This window comes from Nitratireductor sp. GCM10026969 (assembly GCF_042660605.1).
GTDB lineage: Bacteria > Pseudomonadota > Alphaproteobacteria > Rhizobiales > Rhizobiaceae > Chelativorans.
On record NZ_JBHSUM010000034.1, the window covers coordinates 18,845 to 36,766 of the forward strand.

Here is a 17,922-nt window from a genome sequence, read left to right on the forward strand (position 1 = left end):
TCGACCGTGCGCAATGGCACAAAACTGCTATAGTGCAAAGGTGGGTGGCATTTTCCGGCAGACAAGCATGGGGTTTATCAGGCAGGTGGGCGAACGGGCGCGGCAGTGGCCTGCGCGGGTGCTTTTCCCGCCTGTCTGCCTCGGCTGCCGCAACCTCGTCACCGCGCCCGGCACGCTTTGCCCGGAGTGCTGGCCGGACCTGCGCTTCCTCGAGCCGCCCTGGTGCCCGGTCATGGGAACGCCTTTCAGCTATGACATGGGCGAGGGGTTCCTCTCGGCCGAGGCGATCGCCAATCCGCCACCTTTCGCAAGGGCGCGTGCGGCCGTCGCCTATGACGGGGTGGCGCGGCGGATGGTGCAGGGGCTGAAGTTCTCGGATCGCACGGATCTGGCACCATGGATGGCGCGCTGGATGCTGCGGGCGGGCCGGGAACTGGTGGCGGACGGGGCGGTCGTGGTGCCGGTGCCGCTGCACCGATGGCGCTTCTTTTCCCGTCGCTTCAACCAGTCGGCGGAGCTTTCCCGGGCTTTCGCACGGCTTGCCGGGCTCGATTACCGGCCGGATGCGCTCATCCGCCGCCGGGTGACGCGTCAGCAGGTGGGGCTCGGCGTGCGCGAGCGGGAAGCGAATGTGCGCGGCGCCTTCACCGTGCCGGTCGAGGGCAAGCTTGCGCTCAAGGCGCGGCGGATCGTTCTGATCGACGACGTTTACACGACCGGCGCCACGGTGGCGGCGGCGGCTCGCGCGCTCAGGCGGGCGGGCGCGCGCCAGGTGGATGTCCTGACCTTCGCCCGGGTCCTGCCGGGGGACTTTGCGTCCGCCGAGCCCGGAACTATATAGGCGGCGAAGGAGCGACGGATCATATAATGGCGAATGTGACCATCTATACCCGCATGGGCTGCGGCTTTTGCGCGGCCGCGAAGCGGCTTCTGGATCGCAAGGGCGTCGCCTACGAGGAGCACGACGCCAGCTTCTCCCCGGAACTGCGCCAGGAGATGATCGACCGTTCCCGCGGGCGCACGACCTTCCCGCAGATATTCATCGGCGAGCGCCATATCGGCGGGGCGGACGAACTGCACGCGCTCGAACGCGACGGGCGTCTCGACACGATGATCAAGGAGACCGGGGCATGAGCACGATACGCGTTGCCGCGCTGCAGATGCGTTCGGGAACGGACATTCAACGCAACGTCGCCGATTTCGAGGCGCTGGTGCGGGAAGCCGCCGGGATGGGGGCTGCTTATGTGCAGAGCCCGGAAATGACCGGGATTCTCGTGCGCAGCCGCGAGGCGCTCTTCGAGCGGGTCAGGCCGGCGGAGGAGGATCCGCTGGTCGGCATGGCCGCGGCGCTGGCGCGTGAGCTTTCGCTTTTCCTGCACGTGGGGTCCACGGCCATCCGGCTTGGCGACGACAAGGTCGCCAACCGCGCCTTTCTCTTCGGACCGGACGGGGCGCGGATCGCCACCTACGACAAGATCCACATGTTCGACGTCGATCTCGACAACGGCGAGAGCTGGCGTGAATCGGCGACCTATGCGCCGGGCAGCGAGTCGATCGTGGCCACGCTCCCGGATATGCGCCTCGGCCTGTCGGTGTGCTACGACTTGCGGTTCCCGCAACTCTTCCGCGCTCAGGCACTGGCGGGCGCCGAGGTTTTGACGGTGCCGGCGGCCTTCACGCGGCAGACGGGCGCGGCGCACTGGCATGTGCTGACCCGTGCGCGCGCCATCGAGAACGGTGCCTGGCTGATCGCCGCCGCCCAGGGCGGACGGCACGCGGACGGGCGGGAGACCTACGGGCACTCTCTGGTTGTCGACCCGTGGGGCCGCATCGTGGCCGAAGCCGAGCACGACGATCCGGCGGTGATCGTGGCGGATATCGATACAGCCGCGGCGGGTGCGGCGCGGGCGAAGGTTCCCAATCTTCAAAATGCGCGGGAATTCGCGGTCGCCGAGGCAGTGTATGGGCGGCGCGCGTCATGATCCGTTTCGGCCTTGTTTGCGACAATGAACACGGCTTCGAGGCGTGGTTCCGTAATGGGGAGGACTTCGAGGCGCAGAAGGGCCGGCAGCTTATCTCCTGCCCCCATTGCGGTTCGAACGCGATCGAAAAGGCGCTGATGACGCCGGCCGTGGCCACCGGCAGGGACAAGAAACCGGTAGCGCTCGGTATGAGCGAGGAACAGAAGAAAGCGCTTGCGCAACTCAAGGCGCTGTCGGAGAAGATCCGCGAGAAGGCCGACTATGTCGGCGACAAGTTCGCCGAGGAGGCACGCAAGATCCACTTCGGCGAGACGGATCCTCGCGGCATCTATGGTGAGGCGACGCCCGAGGAGGCCAAGGAGCTTGCCGAGGACGGCGTTGAATTCATGCCGCTGCCCGCTTTTCCCGAAGATCGCAATTAGATCAGTTCACCGTCTCACGGAAACGGTGAACTGATCTAATTATTTGATTCTGCGCAACTCCGACGGAAAACCGGCTTCCACTTTTCCTGGAATTGCTCTAACACGAAGACGCGGCGCCACGCATTCACGCGGCACCGGATCTCTTCTGCGCTACTGACGTAGGCGGCGCGGCTGTTCCAGTCGAACGGCTGGTTCGGACGGGGCTCGTACCTTGCCGGAAATGACCAGGCCGCGGGCTGCCGACTCATCACAGGTGGAGCCGCCGCCTCCCGCCTTACAGATTTCGGAAACGATCTGCTTCAAGCACTCGTCCGAATAGTACGGCCATTTTTGCCCCTCACATTTGTCTTCCGCCTGTGCGGTGCCGGTCATGCAGGCCAGGGCGAGCAGCCCCGCGCCGAAGGCCAGGGACAGGGGTGCCGGTTTTGCGGTGTAGATCGTCATGACTATTCCTCCTTGTTGACAGGAGGTGTATTGCCCGCCCCGGTTGAACCGGTTCTGAAGCACATGGTCATGTCAGGTTAATGCTCTTCGCGCCCGCGCGGGCTTCACGATCAATCGGACGATGCGGATGCGTTCTTTTCGGCGAGAACCATGTAGTTGACGTCCATGTCACGGGAGCGCTGCCAGCGGTCGGAGAGCGGATTGTAAATGACGCCGGTGCGGTCGCGCATGACAAGGCCCGCTCCGGTCAGGGCGCGTTCCAGCTCTTCCGGGCGCACCAGCTTCCCGTATTGGTGGGTGCCGCGCGGCAGCCAGCGCAGAAGGTATTCCGCGCCGATGATGGCAAGCCCCAGTGCCTTCAGCGTGCGGTTGATGGTGGCCACGAACATGATGCCGCCGGGATTGAGCATCTCGGCGCACTTGCCGATGAAGAGGTCGAGATCGGCCACATGCTCGACCACCTCCATGTTGAGGATGACGTCGAACTTCTCACCCTTGTCGGCCAGTGATTCGGCGGGCTCGGCGCGGTAGTCCACCTTCACGCCGCTGTCGGCCGCATGCAGCCGGGCGACCTCAATATTGGTTTCGGAGGCGTCGGCGCCGACGACCTCGGCACCGAGCCGCGCCATCGGTTCGCACAAAAGCCCGCCGCCGCAGCCGATATCGAGGAACCGCAGGTTGGCGAAGGGCTGAGCGGCCCTGGGGTCGCGGCCGAAATGCGCGGCGACGTGGTCGCGGATATAGGCGAGCCGCACGGGATTGAACTTATGCAGCGGGCGGAACTTGCCGTTCGGGTTCCACCATTCCGCGGCGAGCGCGGAAAAGCGCTCGACCTCGCCGGCATCGATGGTCGTTCGTCGGGCTTCAGGCATGCTGGCCTCCTCTTGCGAAGCAATCAAGTCGGGTCAGCCGGGGCCGTTGTCAAGCCTGTCCGATCCGTGGCGCGGCGTCATCCCATTTTTTGCGACAGACGCGCTCGCTTGCGGAAGCGCCCGCCATTGGCTATTGAAAACGCGCCGTTCAAACGGCCCGAGTTCCACGAGCCCGGTGCGGCGGAGCCCGCCGGTTATCCGTTACGACGAAGGCATTTCCGAAGACCATGGCGCGCATCGTGATGAAATTCGGCGGGACGTCCGTCGCCGATATCGCCCGCATCCATAACGTGGCGCGCCACGTCAAACGTGAGGCGGATGCCGGACACGAGGTGGCGGTCGTCGTCTCCGCCATGGCCGGCAAGACCAACGAGCTGGTCGGCTGGGCCCGGGAGATGCCGAGGGCGTGCGATGCAAACTCGCCGTTCTTCGATGCGCGCGAATATGATGCGATCATTGCTTCCGGCGAGCAGGTGACGAGCGGTCTGCTTGCCATCGCACTGCAATCGATCGGGGTGGACGCGCGCTCCTGGCAGGGCTGGCAGATCCCCATCCGCACCGACAACGCGCACGGGGCGGCGCGCATCCTGGACATCGACGGCAGCGAGATGGTGCGCCGGATGGAAATGGGCCAGGTGGCGGTGGTCACCGGTTTCCAAGGATTGGCGCCGGACAACCGCATCGCCACGCTGGGCCGCGGCGGCTCGGATACGAGCGCGGTGGCGGTGGCGGCGGCGGTGAAGGCGGACCGCTGCGACATCTATACCGACGTCGACGGTGTCTACACGACCGATCCGCGGGTCGAGCCGAAGGCGCGGCGGCTTTCCAAGATCTCTTTCGAGGAAATGCTGGAGATGGCCTCCCAGGGGGCCAGGGTGCTGCAGGTGCGCTCGGTGGAATTGGCCATGGTGCACAAGGTCAGGACCTTCGTAAGATCGTCATTCGAGGATCCGGACGCGCCGGGCATGGGCGACTTCGACAACCCGCCCGGAACGCTCATTTGCGACGAGGAAGAAATCGTGGAACAGCAAGTCGTCACCGGTATCGCCTACGCCAAGGACGAGGCGCAGATCTCGCTGCGCCGCGTGGCCGACCGGCCGGGGGTCTCTGCCGGCATCTTCGGGCCGCTGGCCGAGGCCAACATCAATGTTGATATGATCGTCCAGAATGTCTCCGAGGACGGCTCGAAGACGGACATGACCTTTACCGTGCCAACGGGCGATCTCGAGAAGGCGGTTGCCATGCTCGAGAAGGCGCGCAACGACGTCGGTTTCGACGCCATCCAGTCCGAGGCCGGCCTGGTAAAAGTTTCCGTCATCGGCATTGGCATGCGCAGCCATGCCGGCGTGGCGGCGACGGCGTTCAAAGCCCTGGCGGAAAAGGGAATCAATATCCGCGCCATCACGACCTCGGAGATCAAGATCTCGATTCTGATCGACGGCGCCTATGCGGAATTGGCAGTGCGGACTTTGCATTCCGTCTATGGTCTCGATAAGCAATAGAGACATTTGTCTTGATCCGTGCCCCGGTGCTGCCAAACCGGCAGGGCCGGGGAGAGGCTTTGGAGCTAGGTGAGATGCGAGAGATTTCCGCCGGCCCGCGCGTATTGCTGAGGCGTCTCCGCGAGATGCTCGCGGAGGCACTGGAGCCGCAGGAGCGGCTCGACCGCATCGTGCGCGAAATCGCCCAGAACATGGTGGCCGAGGTCTGCTCGCTTTATATCCTGCGGTCCGACTCCGTGCTCGAGCTCTATGCAACCGAGGGGCTCAATCCCAATGCCGTGCACCTGGCGCAGCTCAGGCTCGGCCAGGGCCTCGTCGGCACCATCGCCGCCAGCGCACGGCCGCTGAGCCTGTCGGAGGCACAGGAGCATCCGGCCTTCACATACCTGCCGGAAACGGGCGAGGAAATCTATCACTCCTTCCTCGGCGTGCCGGTGTTGAGGGCGGGCCGCACGCTCGGCGTGCTGGTCGTGCAGAACCGTACCAAGCGCCATTATCGCGAGGACGAGGTCGAGGCGCTGGAAACGGTCGCGATGGTGATCGCCGAGATGATCGCCATGGGCGATCTCGCCCGCCTCACCCGGCCGGGAATCGAACTGGACCTGCGCCGCTCTGTCTCCCTCAAGGGGCTTGCTTTCAACGAGGGGATCGGCCTTGGCCACGTGGTGTTGCACGAGCCGCGCATCGTGGTCACCAACCTCTTCAACGAGGACAGCGATCAGGAGACGGAGCGGCTGGAGGCGGCGCTCTCCTCGCTGCGTCTTTCCATCGACGACATGCTGTCCAGGCGCGACGTGGCCTTCGAGGGTGAGCATCGGGCGGTGCTGGAGGCCTATCGCATGTTCGCCAACGACCGCGGCTGGGTGCGGCGCCTGGAAGAGGCGGTGCGCAACGGGCTGACGGCGGAAGCGGCGGTCGAGAAGGTCCAGAGCGACATGCGCGCGCGCATGATGCACATGACCGATCCCTATTTGCGCGAGCGCATGAGCGATTTCGACGATCTCGCCAATCGGCTTTTGCGCCAGCTCATGGGCGGCGGCCCGGATGCGCTGTCGGAAGCCGTGCCGAAGGATGCCGTCATCGTCGCGCGCTCCATGGGTGCGGCGGAGCTTTTGGACTACCCGCGCGAGCGCCTTCGCGGCCTCGTACTGGAGGACGGCGCGCCGACCAGCCATATCGTCATCGTGGCGCGGGCGATCGGGCTGCCCACCGTCGGCGAGGTGAAGGGTGCGGTCTCCATGTCGGAGAACGGCGACGCGATCGTCGTCGACGGGGAGGACGGTCAGGTGCATTTGCGGCCGCAGCCCGATATCGAGGCGGCCTATGCGGAGAAGGTGCGTTTTCGCGCGCGCCGGCAACAGCACTACCGGGCGCTGCGCGAAAAGCCCTCGGTGACCAAGGACGGCATTCCCGTCGACCTCATGATGAATGCCGGGCTCGCCGTCGACCTGCCGCAGCTCGCCCAGTCGGGCGCGGCCGGCATCGGCCTGTTCCGCACAGAGCTGCAGTTCATGGTGGCGCTCACCTTCCCGCGTGCGGAAGCGCAGGAGCGGCTCTATCGGGAGGTGCTGGACGCGGCGTCCGGCAAGCCCGTCACTTTCCGCACGGTGGACATCGGCGGCGACAAGGTGCTGCCCTATTTCAAGGGCGCGCAGCACGAGGAGAATCCGGCGCTCGGCTGGCGCGCCATCCGTCTGACGCTCGACCGGCCCGGCCTCCTGCGCACGCAGATCCGCGCGCTGCTCAAGGCGGCCGGCGGGCGCGAGTTGCGGCTGATGCTGCCCATGGTGACGGAAATCGACGAGGTGCACCGCGCGCGCGAGATTATCGACCGCGAGGTGCGGCATCTCTCCCGCTTCGCGCACCATCTGCCCACCCGGCTGAAGCTCGGCACTATGATCGAGGTGCCGTCGCTGCTTTGGCAACTCGACGAACTGATGCAGGCGGTGGACTTCGTCTCGGTCGGCTCCAACGACCTGTTCCAGTTCGTCACTGCAACGGATCGGGGCAATACCCGCCTTTCCGACCGGTTCGATCCGCTGAGCGTGCCGTTCCTGCGGCTCCTGCGCCAGATCGTCCAGGCCGGCCAGGCGGCGAACAAGCCCGTGACCCTGTGCGGCGAGCTCGCCGGGCGGCCGATCTCCGCCATGGCGCTTCTGGGAATCGGCTACCGCTCCATCTCCATGGCAGCGGCCTCCATCGGACCGGTCAAGGCCTTGGTCTGCGAGCTGCCGCTTGGGGAACTGACGGAGCGAATGGACACAGCCCTTGCCAATCACGGCGCGAAGACCGATATCCGCGCCGAACTGACCGCGTTCGCCAAGGAACACGGCCTTTCCCTTTGAGCCAAGAGACAGAATGACCGAACTGCCGCGCGACCGGATGGACCAGGTGTTGAAGCGATTCGAACTGCTCGAAGCGCAGATGGCGGCCGGCCCCGCGCCGGAGGTCTATGTAAAACTGGCGTCCGAGTATGCCGAGTTGCAGGAGGTCGCCGATGCCATCCGCGCGCTCAAGAAGGCGGAAGCGGAGCTTTACGATCTCGAGGCGATGATCGCCGACACGTCCACCGAACGCGACATGCGCGAACTGGCCGTGGCCGATCACGAGGACGTGTCCGAGCGCGTGGAGGACCTGCGCCAGAAGCTGCAGGTGCTTCTGCTGCCGAAGGACGAAGCGGACGAGAAGAACGCGATCCTGGAAATCCGCGCCGGGACGGGCGGCGACGAAGCGGCGCTTTTTGCCGGCGATCTGTTCCGCATGTATGAACGCTATGCCGGCGAGGAGGGCTGGCGCGTCGAGGTCGTGTCGGCGAGCGAAGGCGAGGCCGGCGGCTACAAGGAGATCATCGCCACGGTATCGGGCCGCGGCGTCTTCTCGCGGCTCAAGTTCGAATCGGGCGTGCACCGGGTCCAGCGCGTACCCGCGACCGAGGCGCAGGGCCGGATTCACACATCGGCGGCGACGGTGGCGGTGCTGCCGGAGGCGGAAGAAATCGACGTGGAGATCCGGCCGGAGGACATCCGCGTCGACACGATGCGGGCCTCGGGCGCGGGCGGTCAGCATGTGAACACCACCGATTCGGCGGTGCGCCTCACACACATCCCGACCGGCCTCGTCGTGGTGCAGGCGGAGAAGTCGCAGCATCAGAACCGGGCACGCGCCATGCAGATCCTGCGGGCACGCCTGTTCGACGCCCAGCGGGTGAAGGCGACCGACGAGCGTACGGAGGCGCGGCGCCTGCTAGTGGGCACCGGTGACCGCTCCGAGCGCATCCGCACCTACAACTTTCCCCAGGGACGCGTGACCGATCATCGCATCAACCTGACGCTCTACAAGCTCGATCGCGTGATGGAGGGCGAACTGGACGAGGTGATCGATGCGCTGATCGCCGACCACCAGTCCAAGCTGCTCGCCGAAGCCGGGTCCGATGGATGACGATCGCCCGGCCACGCTGGGGGCACTTCTGAAGATTAGCAGGCTACGGCTCGCTGCTGCCGGTGTCGAAGATCCCGCGCTGGAGGCCCGTCTGCTCGTCGAACATCATACCGGGGCAAGCTGGACGGATATGATCGCCCGGCCGGAACAGGCGGTGGCGGGTGCCGCAGCCGAAGCGACGCTTGAAGCGGTGGCACGGCGGGAGGCGGGCATCCCCGTCCATCGCATCCTCGGGCACCGCATGTTCTACGGCTTGAAGCTCTCGCTTTCGCCCCAAACGCTGGAGCCGCGGCCGGACACCGAGACGCTGGTGGAACTGGCGCTGCCGGAGGCCCGGCGCATCGCCGCGAAACGGGGGCGCTGCCGGATCCTCGATCTGGGCACCGGCACCGGGGCAATCGCACTCGCCCTTATGAGCCGGGTGGCCGAAGCCGAGGCGCTGGGCGTCGATATTTCCGAGGATGCCCTTGCAACGGCGCGTGCCAATGCCGATATAAATCACCTAGGGTGGCGATTCAGTACGCTGAAGTCCGATGTGTTCGCGGAAGTCGAGGGATGTTTCGACCTGATCGTTTCCAACCCACCCTATATACCGACGGCCGTCCTGGAGACGCTTTCACGCGAGGTGCGTGAACACGATCCGCGCATCGCGCTCGACGGCGGCCCCGACGGACTTGATTTCTACAGACGGATCGCCGAGGGCGCAGGGCGCCACCTTGCTCCCGAAGGAGCAATCGTAGTGGAAACGGGATATGACCAGACCCGCCCGGTGCGGGATATATTCGCAGCGAGGGGTCTTCACACGGCCCGAATGGCCCGCGATCTGGGCGGGCATGACAGGGCGCTTCTGGTAAGCGCAGCGCGCCCAATCCGAGGGATGGAAAAAACACTTGGCAAGATGCCGGAATGCCGCTAGGTTCCGCCTGCCGGATGAGACGAAGCAGGCAGCGCCGTTTTCGATTCGGTTCCCGCGGACAGTCTGCCTTTTTGCGTTTTTGACGCATGCGCTTCGTGCGGGGATCATTGGGCAAGTAGACACCAATCGGACCATTATGGCATTCGCGCCTGTTCAGAGGCGCCATCTCGCCAGGGGAAAATTGTGAGACAGACGGCCTAGGCGCTCGTTTTCTCTGCAATACACATGCAATCGACGTCTCGAACAAAGAGAATGGAATGAGGCCACAACAGCAGAACAGGCGTATGCGCGGACGCGGCAATGGCAATCGCAAGGGACCCAATCCGCTCAACCGCAGCTATGAAAGCAACGGGCCGGATGTGAAGATTCGTGGCACGGCTCAGCAGATTGCCGACAAATATGCCACGCTGGCGCGTGACGCACAGAGTTCCGGCGACCGGGTGATAGCCGAGAATTATCTCCAGCATGCAGAGCACTACAATCGGATCATCGCCGCCGCGCAGGCGCAGGTGCAACCGCAGCAGAATTCCCGCGATGGCCGCGAAGAAGGCGACGAGGATTTTGACGAGCGCAACACGCGCGACGAGCAGACGGCACCCGCGCAGAACGGCGCCGAGCAGCGCTCGCGGGTGGACGATGGGACCGGCCCGCAGCCGGTGATCGACGGAACACCCGCAGAGGTCGCTCTCAACGAACGCCAGCGCAGCAACCGGGCCAATGGCGCCAAGGCCAACGGCAACGGGCGCGACTATGAGGAGACCTCCGAGGCTGAGGCTGGCAAAGAGGCTGAAGCCTCGAGCAAGGCCGCGGACGACACCGAGGAAGCTTCGGAAGCCAAGCCGAAGCCGGCAAAGCGCACCCGGCGTCCCCGCGCCAAGAAGGCCGATGAGCAGGCCGCCGCCGGCACGGAAGAGGCGCCTGCACAGAGCTGACCTTCGGGCGCGCGCTTTCTTCAGAGACGAATTCACGACGTTGCGCGGCGGGCATTTGCCCGCCGCTTTGCGTTCGTGCCATAATCTTGTGCATCCGGAAAAATGTCCCCATATCTCGCTCGAGTGGGCCTGCCGAGAGAGCGGCGATGACCTCGATCAAAGTCGTTGGGGGTCCGTCACATTAGCCTGTCTGACGCCGCGGAGCCGGGTCGGCACGGAAATGGAGACACGGAATGAACATTGAAAAATATTCCGAGCGGGTGCGCGGCTTCATCCAGTCCGCCCAGACGCTCGCTCTTTCCCGAAATCATCAGCAGTTCACGCCAGAGCACATCCTCAAGGTGCTCGTTGATGATGACGAGGGGCTCGCCGCCTCGCTCATCGAGCGCGCCGGCGGGAATGCCAGGGATGTGAAGCTCGCCGTTGATGCCGCGCTGGAGGCAATGCCGAAGGTGGAGGGCGGCAGCGGTCAGCTTTACCTTGCCCAGCCGCTGGCGAAGGTGTTCGCGACCGCCGAGGAGGTGGCGAAGAAGGCGGGCGACAGCTTCGTCACCGTCGAGCGGCTCCTGACGGCGCTGGCCGTGGAGAAATCCGCCAAGACGGCCGATATCCTGGCCAAGGCCGGAGTAACGCCGACGGCGCTCAACCAGGTCATCAACGATTTACGCAAGGGCCGCACCGCCGATTCGGCGAGCGCGGAAGAGGGCTATGACGCGCTCAAGAAGTATGCGCGGGACCTGACGGACGATGCGCGAGCAGGGCGGCTCGATCCCGTCATCGGCCGCGACGAGGAGATCCGCCGCACCGTCCAGGTGCTGTCGCGGCGCACGAAAAACAACCCGGTTCTGATCGGCGAACCCGGCGTCGGCAAGACGGCGATCGCCGAGGGGCTGGCGCTTCGGATCGTCAATGGCGACGTCCCCGAATCGCTCAAGGATAAGCAACTGATGGCGCTCGACATGGGTGCGCTGATCGCCGGCGCGAAGTATCGCGGCGAGTTCGAGGAGCGGCTGAAGGCGGTTCTATCCGAGATTCAGGCCGCCACCGGCGGCATCATCCTCTTCATCGATGAGATGCACACGCTCGTCGGGGCCGGCAAGGCCGACGGCGCCATGGACGCATCCAACCTTTTGAAGCCGGCGTTGGCGCGGGGCGAACTGCACTGCGTGGGCGCCACGACGCTGGACGAATACCGCAAGCATGTGGAAAAGGACGCGGCGCTTGCCCGGCGCTTTCAACCTGTCTTCGTCAACGAGCCGACGGTGGAGGACACCGTCTCCATTCTGCGCGGGCTCAAGGAGAAGTACGAGCAGCACCACAAGGTGCGTGTCTCCGACTCCGCGCTTGTGGCGGCCGCCAATCTGTCGAACCGTTACATCACCGACCGTTTCCTGCCCGACAAGGCGATCGACCTCGTCGACGAGGCGGCCTCGCGGCTCAGGATGCAGGTCGACTCCAAGCCGGAAGAGCTCGACGAGCTCGACAGGCGCATCATGCAGCTCAAGATCGAGCGTGAGGCGCTGCGCGTGGAGAAGGACGCGGCCTCGAAGGACCGGCTGGAGAAGCTGGAGAAGGAACTGGCCGGACTCGAGGAAGAGTCCGCCCGGCTGACGAGTGCCTGGGCGTCCGAGAAGGACAAGCTGGGGCTTGCCGCCGACCTCAAGCGCCAGCTCGACGAGGCCCGCAACGAGCTGGCGATCGCCCAGCGCAAGGGCGAGTTCCAGCGTGCCGGCGAACTGGCCTACGGACGCATTCCGGAGCTGGAGAAGAGGCTCGCCGAAGCCGAGGCGACCAGCGATGGCGCTCGCAGCATGGTCGAAGAGACCGTGACGCCGGACCACGTGGCACACATCGTCTCGCGCTGGACGGGCATTCCCGTCGACAAGATGCTGGAAGGCGAGCGGGATAAGCTCCTGCGCATGGAAGACGCGCTCGCCAAACGTGTCGTCGGCCAGGGCGAGGCGGTGCAGGCCGTCTCCAAGGCGGTCAGGCGCGCGCGCGCCGGCCTTCAGGATCCGAACCGGCCAATCGGTTCCTTCATGTTCCTGGGCCCCACGGGCGTGGGCAAGACGGAGCTGACAAAGGCCCTCGCCAACTTCCTGTTCGATGACGAACAGGCGATGGTCAGGATCGACATGTCGGAGTTCATGGAGAAGCATTCCGTGGCCCGGCTGATCGGCGCGCCTCCCGGTTATGTCGGCTATGAGGAAGGCGGGGCGCTCACCGAGGCCGTCCGCCGCAGGCCCTATCAGGTGGTGCTCTTCGACGAGATCGAAAAGGCGCATCCGGACGTCTTCAACGTGCTCCTGCAGGTACTCGACGACGGGCGGCTGACCGACGGGCAGGGCCGTAAGGTGGACTTCCGCAACACGCTGATCATCATGACGTCGAACCTCGGCGCCGAATACCTCGTCAATCTCGCGGAAGGCGAGGATGTCGACAAGGTGCGCAACGAGGTGATGGGCGTGGTGCAGGCCTCCTTCCGGCCTGAATTCCTCAACCGGGTGGACGAGGTGATCCTGTTCCACCGTCTGCGCCGCCAGGACATGAACCAGATCGTCACGATCCAGCTCGAGCGGCTCGAGCGTCTGCTTGCGGACCGCAAGATCACGCTGGATCTGGACGAGGAGGCCGTGGAATGGCTTGCCGGAAAGGGCTATGATCCCGCCTATGGCGCGCGGCCCTTGAAGCGGGTCATCCAGAAGGAGCTGCAGGACCCGCTTGCCGAGAAGATCCTCATGGGCGAGATTCTCGACGGGTCCACGGTCAAGGTGACGGCCGGTTCCGATCGCCTGATCTTCCGGGCGCGGCAGAATGTCGAGGAAGCGGCCGGCCAGGCCGCCTGAAGAAGAGGGAGGCGTATTGAAGCTCGAGGACTACAACGGCTTCTGCGCCTCCCTTCCGCATGCCACCCATGTGGTTCAATGGGGCGGCGCGCACGTCTGGAAGGTGGGCGGAAAGGTGTTTGCCATCGGCGGATGGGGTGATGGAGAGATGCTCGCCGTCACGTTCAAATGCTCCGACGTTGCTTTCGAGATCCTGAAGGAGCAGCCGGGCCTGCGCCCGGCGCCGTATCTCGCCTCGCGCGGCATGAAATGGATCCAGCGTCACTCGGCCGAAACAATGGATGACGATGCGCTGCGGGACTATATAGCCGAGAGCTATCGCCGGGTCTTTGCAGGCTTGCCGAAAAAGGTTCAAACACAGCTGGGCTGATACATGCGCGTCGGCATAAGCTCGCGCTGTTGGCCATTTTAATGCCCGGTTCATTTTCTACGCGACACGATAAGCAGCCGAATCACGTCGCTTTCGCGAAAATGCGTCAGGAGCACCTGTCTTGAAGAGATTTCTTCCGGCTTTTCTGTGCATGGCTTTGGCCGCACCCGGCGCGGCCGCGGCTGCCTTGTCGGGGGACATGCACGTGCCTCACGAAGAGGCAGGTGGGTCAGTGCAGTTGGCACAGGCCTATGATTTTGACGTCTATATCGATCAGTACGGGCGTGAGGTCGTGGTCGATCCGCGCACCGGCCGCGTGGTGGAGATCCGCGAGCCGCTAGCCGGGGCGGCACCACCGCCGCCGCCTCCTCCCCCTCCCCGTGAGCAGCGCGGGAACGGCTGGCGTAGCTACGACTTCACCGACCCGCGGGACGTGGAGCGGTTTCACCGCGATCGCGAGGCTGCGATCACCCGGGGCTGGGACGATTACGAATCGATCGAACCGGCCAATCCTCCGCTCTACGAGGACGACCGCTACGACGAGACCTACGGTGGACCGGAAGACGGCGACGATGGGTGGCGCGACCAGGCGCCCGTCGCCAGGGGCGCGTTGCCGCCGCCATCGGAGGACCGCAGTGTGCGGCGCGATTCCCTCGACGGCCCGCAGACCGACGGCAGCCGCGAGGCATCCCGTCCCCCGCGGCTGCCGCCGGATCTCGCCATCACCGTTCCCGACATCGACGGCGCCAGCGAGGATGTGGCGAAGTTCCAGGTTCTGCTCGACCGGGTGGGCGCCTCGCCCGGTGTGATCGACGGACGCACGGGTGACAACGTCAACAAGGCGATCGACGCTTACAAGGAGATCGCCTGGCAGCGGATGCGGACATACGACAAGGAGTGGATCGAGGCTGAACTGGAGCGGACGGGCGGCCCCGCCTTCACGGAATATACGATCACGGCGGAGGATGCCGCCGGCCCGTATATCGCTTCGGTACCCTCGGACTACAGTGAGAAGGCGAAGCTCGAGCGCCTGGGCTACACCCGGGTCAGCGAGATGCTGGCCGAACGCTTCCACATGGACGAAAAATTCCTGATCGCCCTCAATCCGGAGGCCAACTTCGAGCGGGCGGGCACCATCATACGCGTTGTCGATCCGGGTGAGCCGGCTGAATACGAGGTGGCACGCCTGGTCGCCGACAAGAGCAGCAAGCAGCTTCGCGCCTACAACGGAGCGGGCCGGCTGGTCGCCGCCTACCCCGCCACCATCGGTTCGGCTGACACACCGTCGCCGACCGGCACGCACGAGGTGGCGCGGGTCGCCTTCAATCCCGAGTACACCTATGACCCGAAGAAAAACTTCAAGCAGGGCGACAACGACCGCGTGCTGACCATCCCGCCGGGACCGAACGGGCCGGTCGGGTCCGTTTGGATCGCCTTATCCAAGCCCAGCTACGGAATCCACGGCACGCCCGACCCGTCGAAGATCGGCAAGACCTATTCACACGGGTGCGTGAGGCTGACCAACTGGGATGCCGAGGAACTGGCAGGTCGGGTAAAGCCCGGCGTTACCGTCGAGTTCGTCGAATAGAGGCGAGCCGCGGAAAAGACCGGACTCCCGCCACTGCATGACAGCGTAGGCAGACAGAGACGGGCCTGCGCCCGGCTCGACCTGTTCGCAACTGTGTTTCGCGCCATGTTCCGGAGGCCCGGTAAGAGGCTTGCGTTCCAGCTGGCCAGGCGGCGCCCGACTTCGTCACGGCCTATTGTGCCGCCTCGGCGACGGGCACGGGCTCGTTGAAGGAATCCTCCAGGAGATTTTCGAGCCGGTCGCGCTCGCGCTTGAAGGCGGTCAGTGCCTCGCTCTCGAGCGTGTGGCTGTCGGGCAGGCGGACCCGCATCGGGTCGACCTTGCGGTCGTTGACGATCACCTCGTAGTGCAGGTGGTTGCCGGTCGACTGCCCCGTCGAGCCGACATAGCCGATCACCTGGCCCTGGCGCACATGGGCGCCGGCCACCACGCCCTTGGCGATGGCGCTTTGGTGGTTGTAGGAGGTGCGGTAGCCGTTGGCATGGCGGACGATCGTCTGGCGCCCGTAGCCGGCTGCCCAGCCGGCGCTTTCGACCGTCCCGTCCCCGGAGGCGATGATCGGTGTGCCGCGGGGGGCGGCCCAATCGACGCCGGTGTGCATACGCGAATAGCCGAGGATCGGGTGCCGGCGCATGCCGAAGCCGGAGGTGAAGCGGCCGTTAGGAACCGGGTTGCGCAGGAGAAGGGGGCGCGAGCTGCGCCCCTCCCTGTCGAAATAGTCCACGGTCCCGTCGGGCATCTGAAAGCGGTAGAAGGTCCGTGTCTTGTCTCCGAAGGTGGCGGAGACGTAGAGAAGCTCGGAATTGTCCGAGGCGCTGCCGTCCTCGTTGGGCTGCGAAAAGAAGACCTCTATACGGTCGCTGGGCGAAAGCCGGGACTGGAAATCGACGTCGGCGGCCAGCAGGCGGATCAGTTTCTGTGTCATCGCCTTGGTCAGGCCGTAGGAATAGGCGGCATTGTAGATGCCGTCATAGATGCGCGGCAGGTCGGTTCGCGCCGGCAGCGGCCGTGGCTCGTTGTCGAGGGCGGCCAGGAACTCGGCCCCCGATTCCGGTTCTTCGGCAGGGACGAACTGATTGCGGTCGTCGAGGGCGACGGTCAGCACATGCTGCCTGCCGTCGTAAACACTGGTGCGCACGACCCGGCTGTTTTCTTCCTTGACCTCGACGCCGACGCGCAGAAGCGTTCCGGCCTTGAGCGTCTCTGCATTGAGGAGCTTGCCGATGGCCTGGGCGATGCCTTCGGCGTCTTCGCCCTCATAACCGGACTTCCGGAACGCCTCCGTGATGGTCTCGTTCCCGGTGAAGGAGATGATGTCTTCTGCAAAGCCGGTAGAATGACCCTGGGGGGGCGTGCGCTGCGCGACCGAGACATTCTCCTGGACGATCCGGACGCCGCCGAGACCGCCGAAGGCGCCCGTGGCGAGGGAGCCGCCACCGAAGCGCTGCGGGTCCACATAGTGCAAGGCGGCGACCTGGACGTCGCCTTCGGTGAGAATCGAACCGGTGTTGCGTACGACCTGCTCGACCTCCTCGGCCGTCAGATCGCTGTTTTCGTCGAATGCGGCGGTTTGCACGGGGAAGGGGACGGTGCGCAGGCTGACTTCGCTTTCCACCTTGGCGCCGTAGATAAGGCCGGTGGGTGCTTCGCTGGTCGCGCCGTCCTCGGCGAAGACGGAGAGCGGATCGAAGGCCGGGTAGTCCTTGTTGGTGCTGTGGCCGGCGGCAAGGGCCATGCGGACGTGAACGAAGGGCAGGGTGCGGATGACGTCGCGGTCGCCTTGCTTCATGACCGTCGACACTTCCATCCGGCGCCGTTCGCTGGGCTTGGCCAGTGCGAGCGTGGGAACCAGTCTCGTCGTCTTGGCGGCTTCGCCCGAGTCCCTTGCCATATCCGCGGGCAGCGCCGTTTCGGGTGGGGTGGCGAGCTGCTCTCGCCCGTCGAGGGCGGCGGACAGGGCGACGCCCATGAGGACGGTCGACGTCACGCCGGTAAGAAAGGTACCGAGGAGCCACCGCGCGGAAATTTCCCGGCGGTCGGGCGGGCCGCTGCGCCCGTCGGCGATCAGCGGTGGCTCGTTGCCCATCGACGGTCGGGTATTCTCGCTGCGCTCCAACGTCGTTTTCGCTCCCTTGTTCGCGCTGCAACCCTCATGCCCGTCCGCCCGCGCCAAGTCAACTTACGGGCGCGATTCCCGGGGCGCGCAGGCGCTCGCACAAAAACGAATCCCCCGAGGCTGATCAAGATCGGTAGGAAGCGATTTGGGCTCCAATGTGGCCTTGTCGGATTGGGCTGTTGATGAATGATTCCCCCACGTCGGAGTGGAAAGGGTGGCGTCGCAAAAAATTCAAGAAAGGTCAGATTCACCGTTGACAGTCGAAGAAGGGGACGACTATATACGCCCCACAACGAGGGCGGCAGCGCCGCTGGCGACAGGGACGCTTGCTCTCGTGCATCCATACAGAGAGCCGCGCAAGCGACACTCAATAGGGCTGACGCCAAACAGCATTGGCCCGAAGACGGCGAAACGTTGTCTGTTCTTTGACAATTGCATATAGAAGAAAGAGAAGCGTGGGCGGCGGAGCTCGTGTTTCCGGGGCTTTCGGGTTC

Annotated in this window: 15 protein-coding genes; 12 read left to right on the top strand and 3 right to left on the bottom strand. The window is 65.0% G+C overall.

Annotated elements, in window-relative coordinates; translation table 11 throughout:
- Positions 1-67: 67 nt before the first annotated feature.
- Genes ACFP9U_RS09970 through ACFP9U_RS09985 form a run of 4 tightly spaced genes read left to right on the top strand, consistent with a single transcriptional unit; the run spans position 68 to position 2,404 of the window.
- A complete protein-coding gene (locus tag ACFP9U_RS09970; RefSeq protein ID WP_378621034.1) occupies positions 68-841 on the top strand; it encodes a ComF family protein in 774 nt (257 codons plus the stop codon).
- Positions 842-867: 26 nt separating this feature from the next.
- The gene (gene grxC / locus ACFP9U_RS09975; RefSeq protein ID WP_378621036.1) at positions 868-1,134 is read left to right on the top strand and encodes a glutaredoxin 3; all 267 of its coding nucleotides are present in this window, start codon (positions 868-870) and stop codon (positions 1,132-1,134) included.
- Complete coding sequence (locus tag ACFP9U_RS09980; RefSeq protein WP_378621037.1) at positions 1,131-1,982, top strand: carbon-nitrogen hydrolase family protein; 852 nt, start codon at positions 1,131-1,133, stop codon at positions 1,980-1,982. The genes grxC and ACFP9U_RS09980 overlap by 4 nt, the downstream gene beginning before the upstream one ends.
- Positions 1,979-2,404, top strand: coding sequence for a DUF1178 family protein (locus ACFP9U_RS09985; protein WP_378621039.1), 426 nt, complete (start codon positions 1,979-1,981; stop codon positions 2,402-2,404). Before ACFP9U_RS09980 ends, ACFP9U_RS09985 begins: the two co-directional genes overlap by 4 nt.
- A 150-nt stretch (positions 2,405-2,554) precedes the next feature.
- Here ACFP9U_RS09985 and ACFP9U_RS09990 read toward each other — a convergent pair whose 3' ends face one another.
- Positions 2,555-2,848 (bottom strand): hypothetical protein, encoded by a 294-nt coding sequence (locus tag ACFP9U_RS09990; RefSeq protein WP_378621041.1) that lies wholly within the window; start codon positions 2,846-2,848, stop codon positions 2,555-2,557.
- A gap of 110 nt (positions 2,849-2,958) precedes the next feature.
- Positions 2,959-3,720, bottom strand: a complete 762-nt coding sequence (gene ubiG, locus ACFP9U_RS09995) for a bifunctional 2-polyprenyl-6-hydroxyphenol methylase/3-demethylubiquinol 3-O-methyltransferase UbiG (RefSeq protein ID WP_322453735.1) — start codon at positions 3,718-3,720, stop codon at positions 2,959-2,961.
- A 227-nt stretch (positions 3,721-3,947) separates the two neighbouring features.
- Between ubiG and ACFP9U_RS10000 the strand changes: the two genes are divergently transcribed.
- The 8 genes from ACFP9U_RS10000 (at position 3,948) to ACFP9U_RS10035 (ending at position 15,312) form a co-directional block, all read left to right on the top strand.
- Positions 3,948-5,222, top strand: coding sequence for an aspartate kinase (locus ACFP9U_RS10000; protein WP_378621043.1), 1,275 nt, complete (start codon positions 3,948-3,950; stop codon positions 5,220-5,222).
- Positions 5,223-5,296: 74 nt separating this feature from the next.
- Positions 5,297-7,567, top strand: a complete 2,271-nt coding sequence (gene ptsP, locus ACFP9U_RS10005; RefSeq protein WP_378621046.1) for a phosphoenolpyruvate--protein phosphotransferase — start codon at positions 5,297-5,299, stop codon at positions 7,565-7,567.
- A gap of 13 nt (positions 7,568-7,580) precedes the next feature.
- Positions 7,581-8,660: a peptide chain release factor 1 gene (prfA, locus tag ACFP9U_RS10010; protein WP_378621048.1), complete on the top strand. Its 1,080-nt coding sequence runs from the start codon at positions 7,581-7,583 to the stop codon at positions 8,658-8,660.
- A complete protein-coding gene (prmC, locus tag ACFP9U_RS10015; protein ID WP_378621050.1) occupies positions 8,653-9,576 on the top strand; it encodes a peptide chain release factor N(5)-glutamine methyltransferase in 924 nt (307 codons plus the stop codon). Before prfA ends, prmC begins: the two co-directional genes overlap by 8 nt.
- 257 nt (positions 9,577-9,833) lie before the next feature.
- Positions 9,834-10,508 carry a DUF4167 domain-containing protein gene (locus ACFP9U_RS10020; protein WP_378621051.1) on the top strand — a complete coding sequence of 225 codons (675 nt, stop codon included), beginning with the start codon at positions 9,834-9,836 and terminating at the stop codon, positions 10,506-10,508.
- A 233-nt stretch (positions 10,509-10,741) separates the two neighbouring features.
- Positions 10,742-13,354: an ATP-dependent chaperone ClpB gene (gene clpB, locus ACFP9U_RS10025; protein ID WP_378621053.1), complete on the top strand. Its 2,613-nt coding sequence runs from the start codon at positions 10,742-10,744 to the stop codon at positions 13,352-13,354.
- Positions 13,355-13,370: 16 nt separating this feature from the next.
- On the top strand, positions 13,371-13,724 hold the full coding sequence (locus ACFP9U_RS10030) for an MmcQ/YjbR family DNA-binding protein (protein ID WP_378621055.1): 354 nt from the start codon (positions 13,371-13,373) through the stop codon (positions 13,722-13,724).
- A 232-nt stretch (positions 13,725-13,956) separates the two neighbouring features.
- On the top strand, positions 13,957-15,312 hold the full coding sequence (locus tag ACFP9U_RS10035) for a L,D-transpeptidase (RefSeq protein ID WP_378621057.1): 1,356 nt from the start codon (positions 13,957-13,959) through the stop codon (positions 15,310-15,312).
- Positions 15,313-15,484: 172 nt separating this feature from the next.
- On the opposite strand, the gene ACFP9U_RS10040 is transcribed toward ACFP9U_RS10035, so the two are convergent.
- Positions 15,485-17,428 carry a M23 family metallopeptidase gene (locus ACFP9U_RS10040; protein WP_378621058.1) on the bottom strand — a complete coding sequence of 648 codons (1,944 nt, stop codon included), beginning with the start codon at positions 17,426-17,428 and terminating at the stop codon, positions 15,485-15,487.
- Positions 17,429-17,922 lie beyond the last annotated feature (494 nt).

Bases quoted from the DNA above. Each gene is read 5' to 3' on its own strand.
- ACFP9U_RS09980 (WP_378621037.1), top strand. From the start codon at position 1,131: ATGAGCACGATACGCGTTGCCGCGCTGCAGATGCGTTCGGGAACGGAC.
- ACFP9U_RS09985 (WP_378621039.1), top strand. From the start codon at position 1,979: ATGATCCGTTTCGGCCTTGTTTGCGACAATGAACACGGCTTCGAGGCG.
- prmC (WP_378621050.1), top strand. From the start codon at position 8,653: ATGGATGACGATCGCCCGGCCACGCTGGGGGCACTTCTGAAGATTAGC.
- ptsP (WP_378621046.1), top strand. From the start codon at position 5,297: ATGCGAGAGATTTCCGCCGGCCCGCGCGTATTGCTGAGGCGTCTCCGC.
- ACFP9U_RS09990 (WP_378621041.1), bottom strand. From the start codon at position 2,848: ATGACGATCTACACCGCAAAACCGGCACCCCTGTCCCTGGCCTTCGGC.
- ACFP9U_RS09970 (WP_378621034.1), top strand. From the start codon at position 68: ATGGGGTTTATCAGGCAGGTGGGCGAACGGGCGCGGCAGTGGCCTGCG.
- ubiG (WP_322453735.1), bottom strand. From the start codon at position 3,720: ATGCCTGAAGCCCGACGAACGACCATCGATGCCGGCGAGGTCGAGCGC.
- clpB (WP_378621053.1), top strand. From the start codon at position 10,742: ATGAACATTGAAAAATATTCCGAGCGGGTGCGCGGCTTCATCCAGTCC.
- grxC (WP_378621036.1), top strand. From the start codon at position 868: ATGGCGAATGTGACCATCTATACCCGCATGGGCTGCGGCTTTTGCGCG.
- prfA (WP_378621048.1), top strand. From the start codon at position 7,581: ATGACCGAACTGCCGCGCGACCGGATGGACCAGGTGTTGAAGCGATTC.
- ACFP9U_RS10020 (WP_378621051.1), top strand. From the start codon at position 9,834: ATGAGGCCACAACAGCAGAACAGGCGTATGCGCGGACGCGGCAATGGC.
- ACFP9U_RS10000 (WP_378621043.1), top strand. From the start codon at position 3,948: ATGGCGCGCATCGTGATGAAATTCGGCGGGACGTCCGTCGCCGATATC.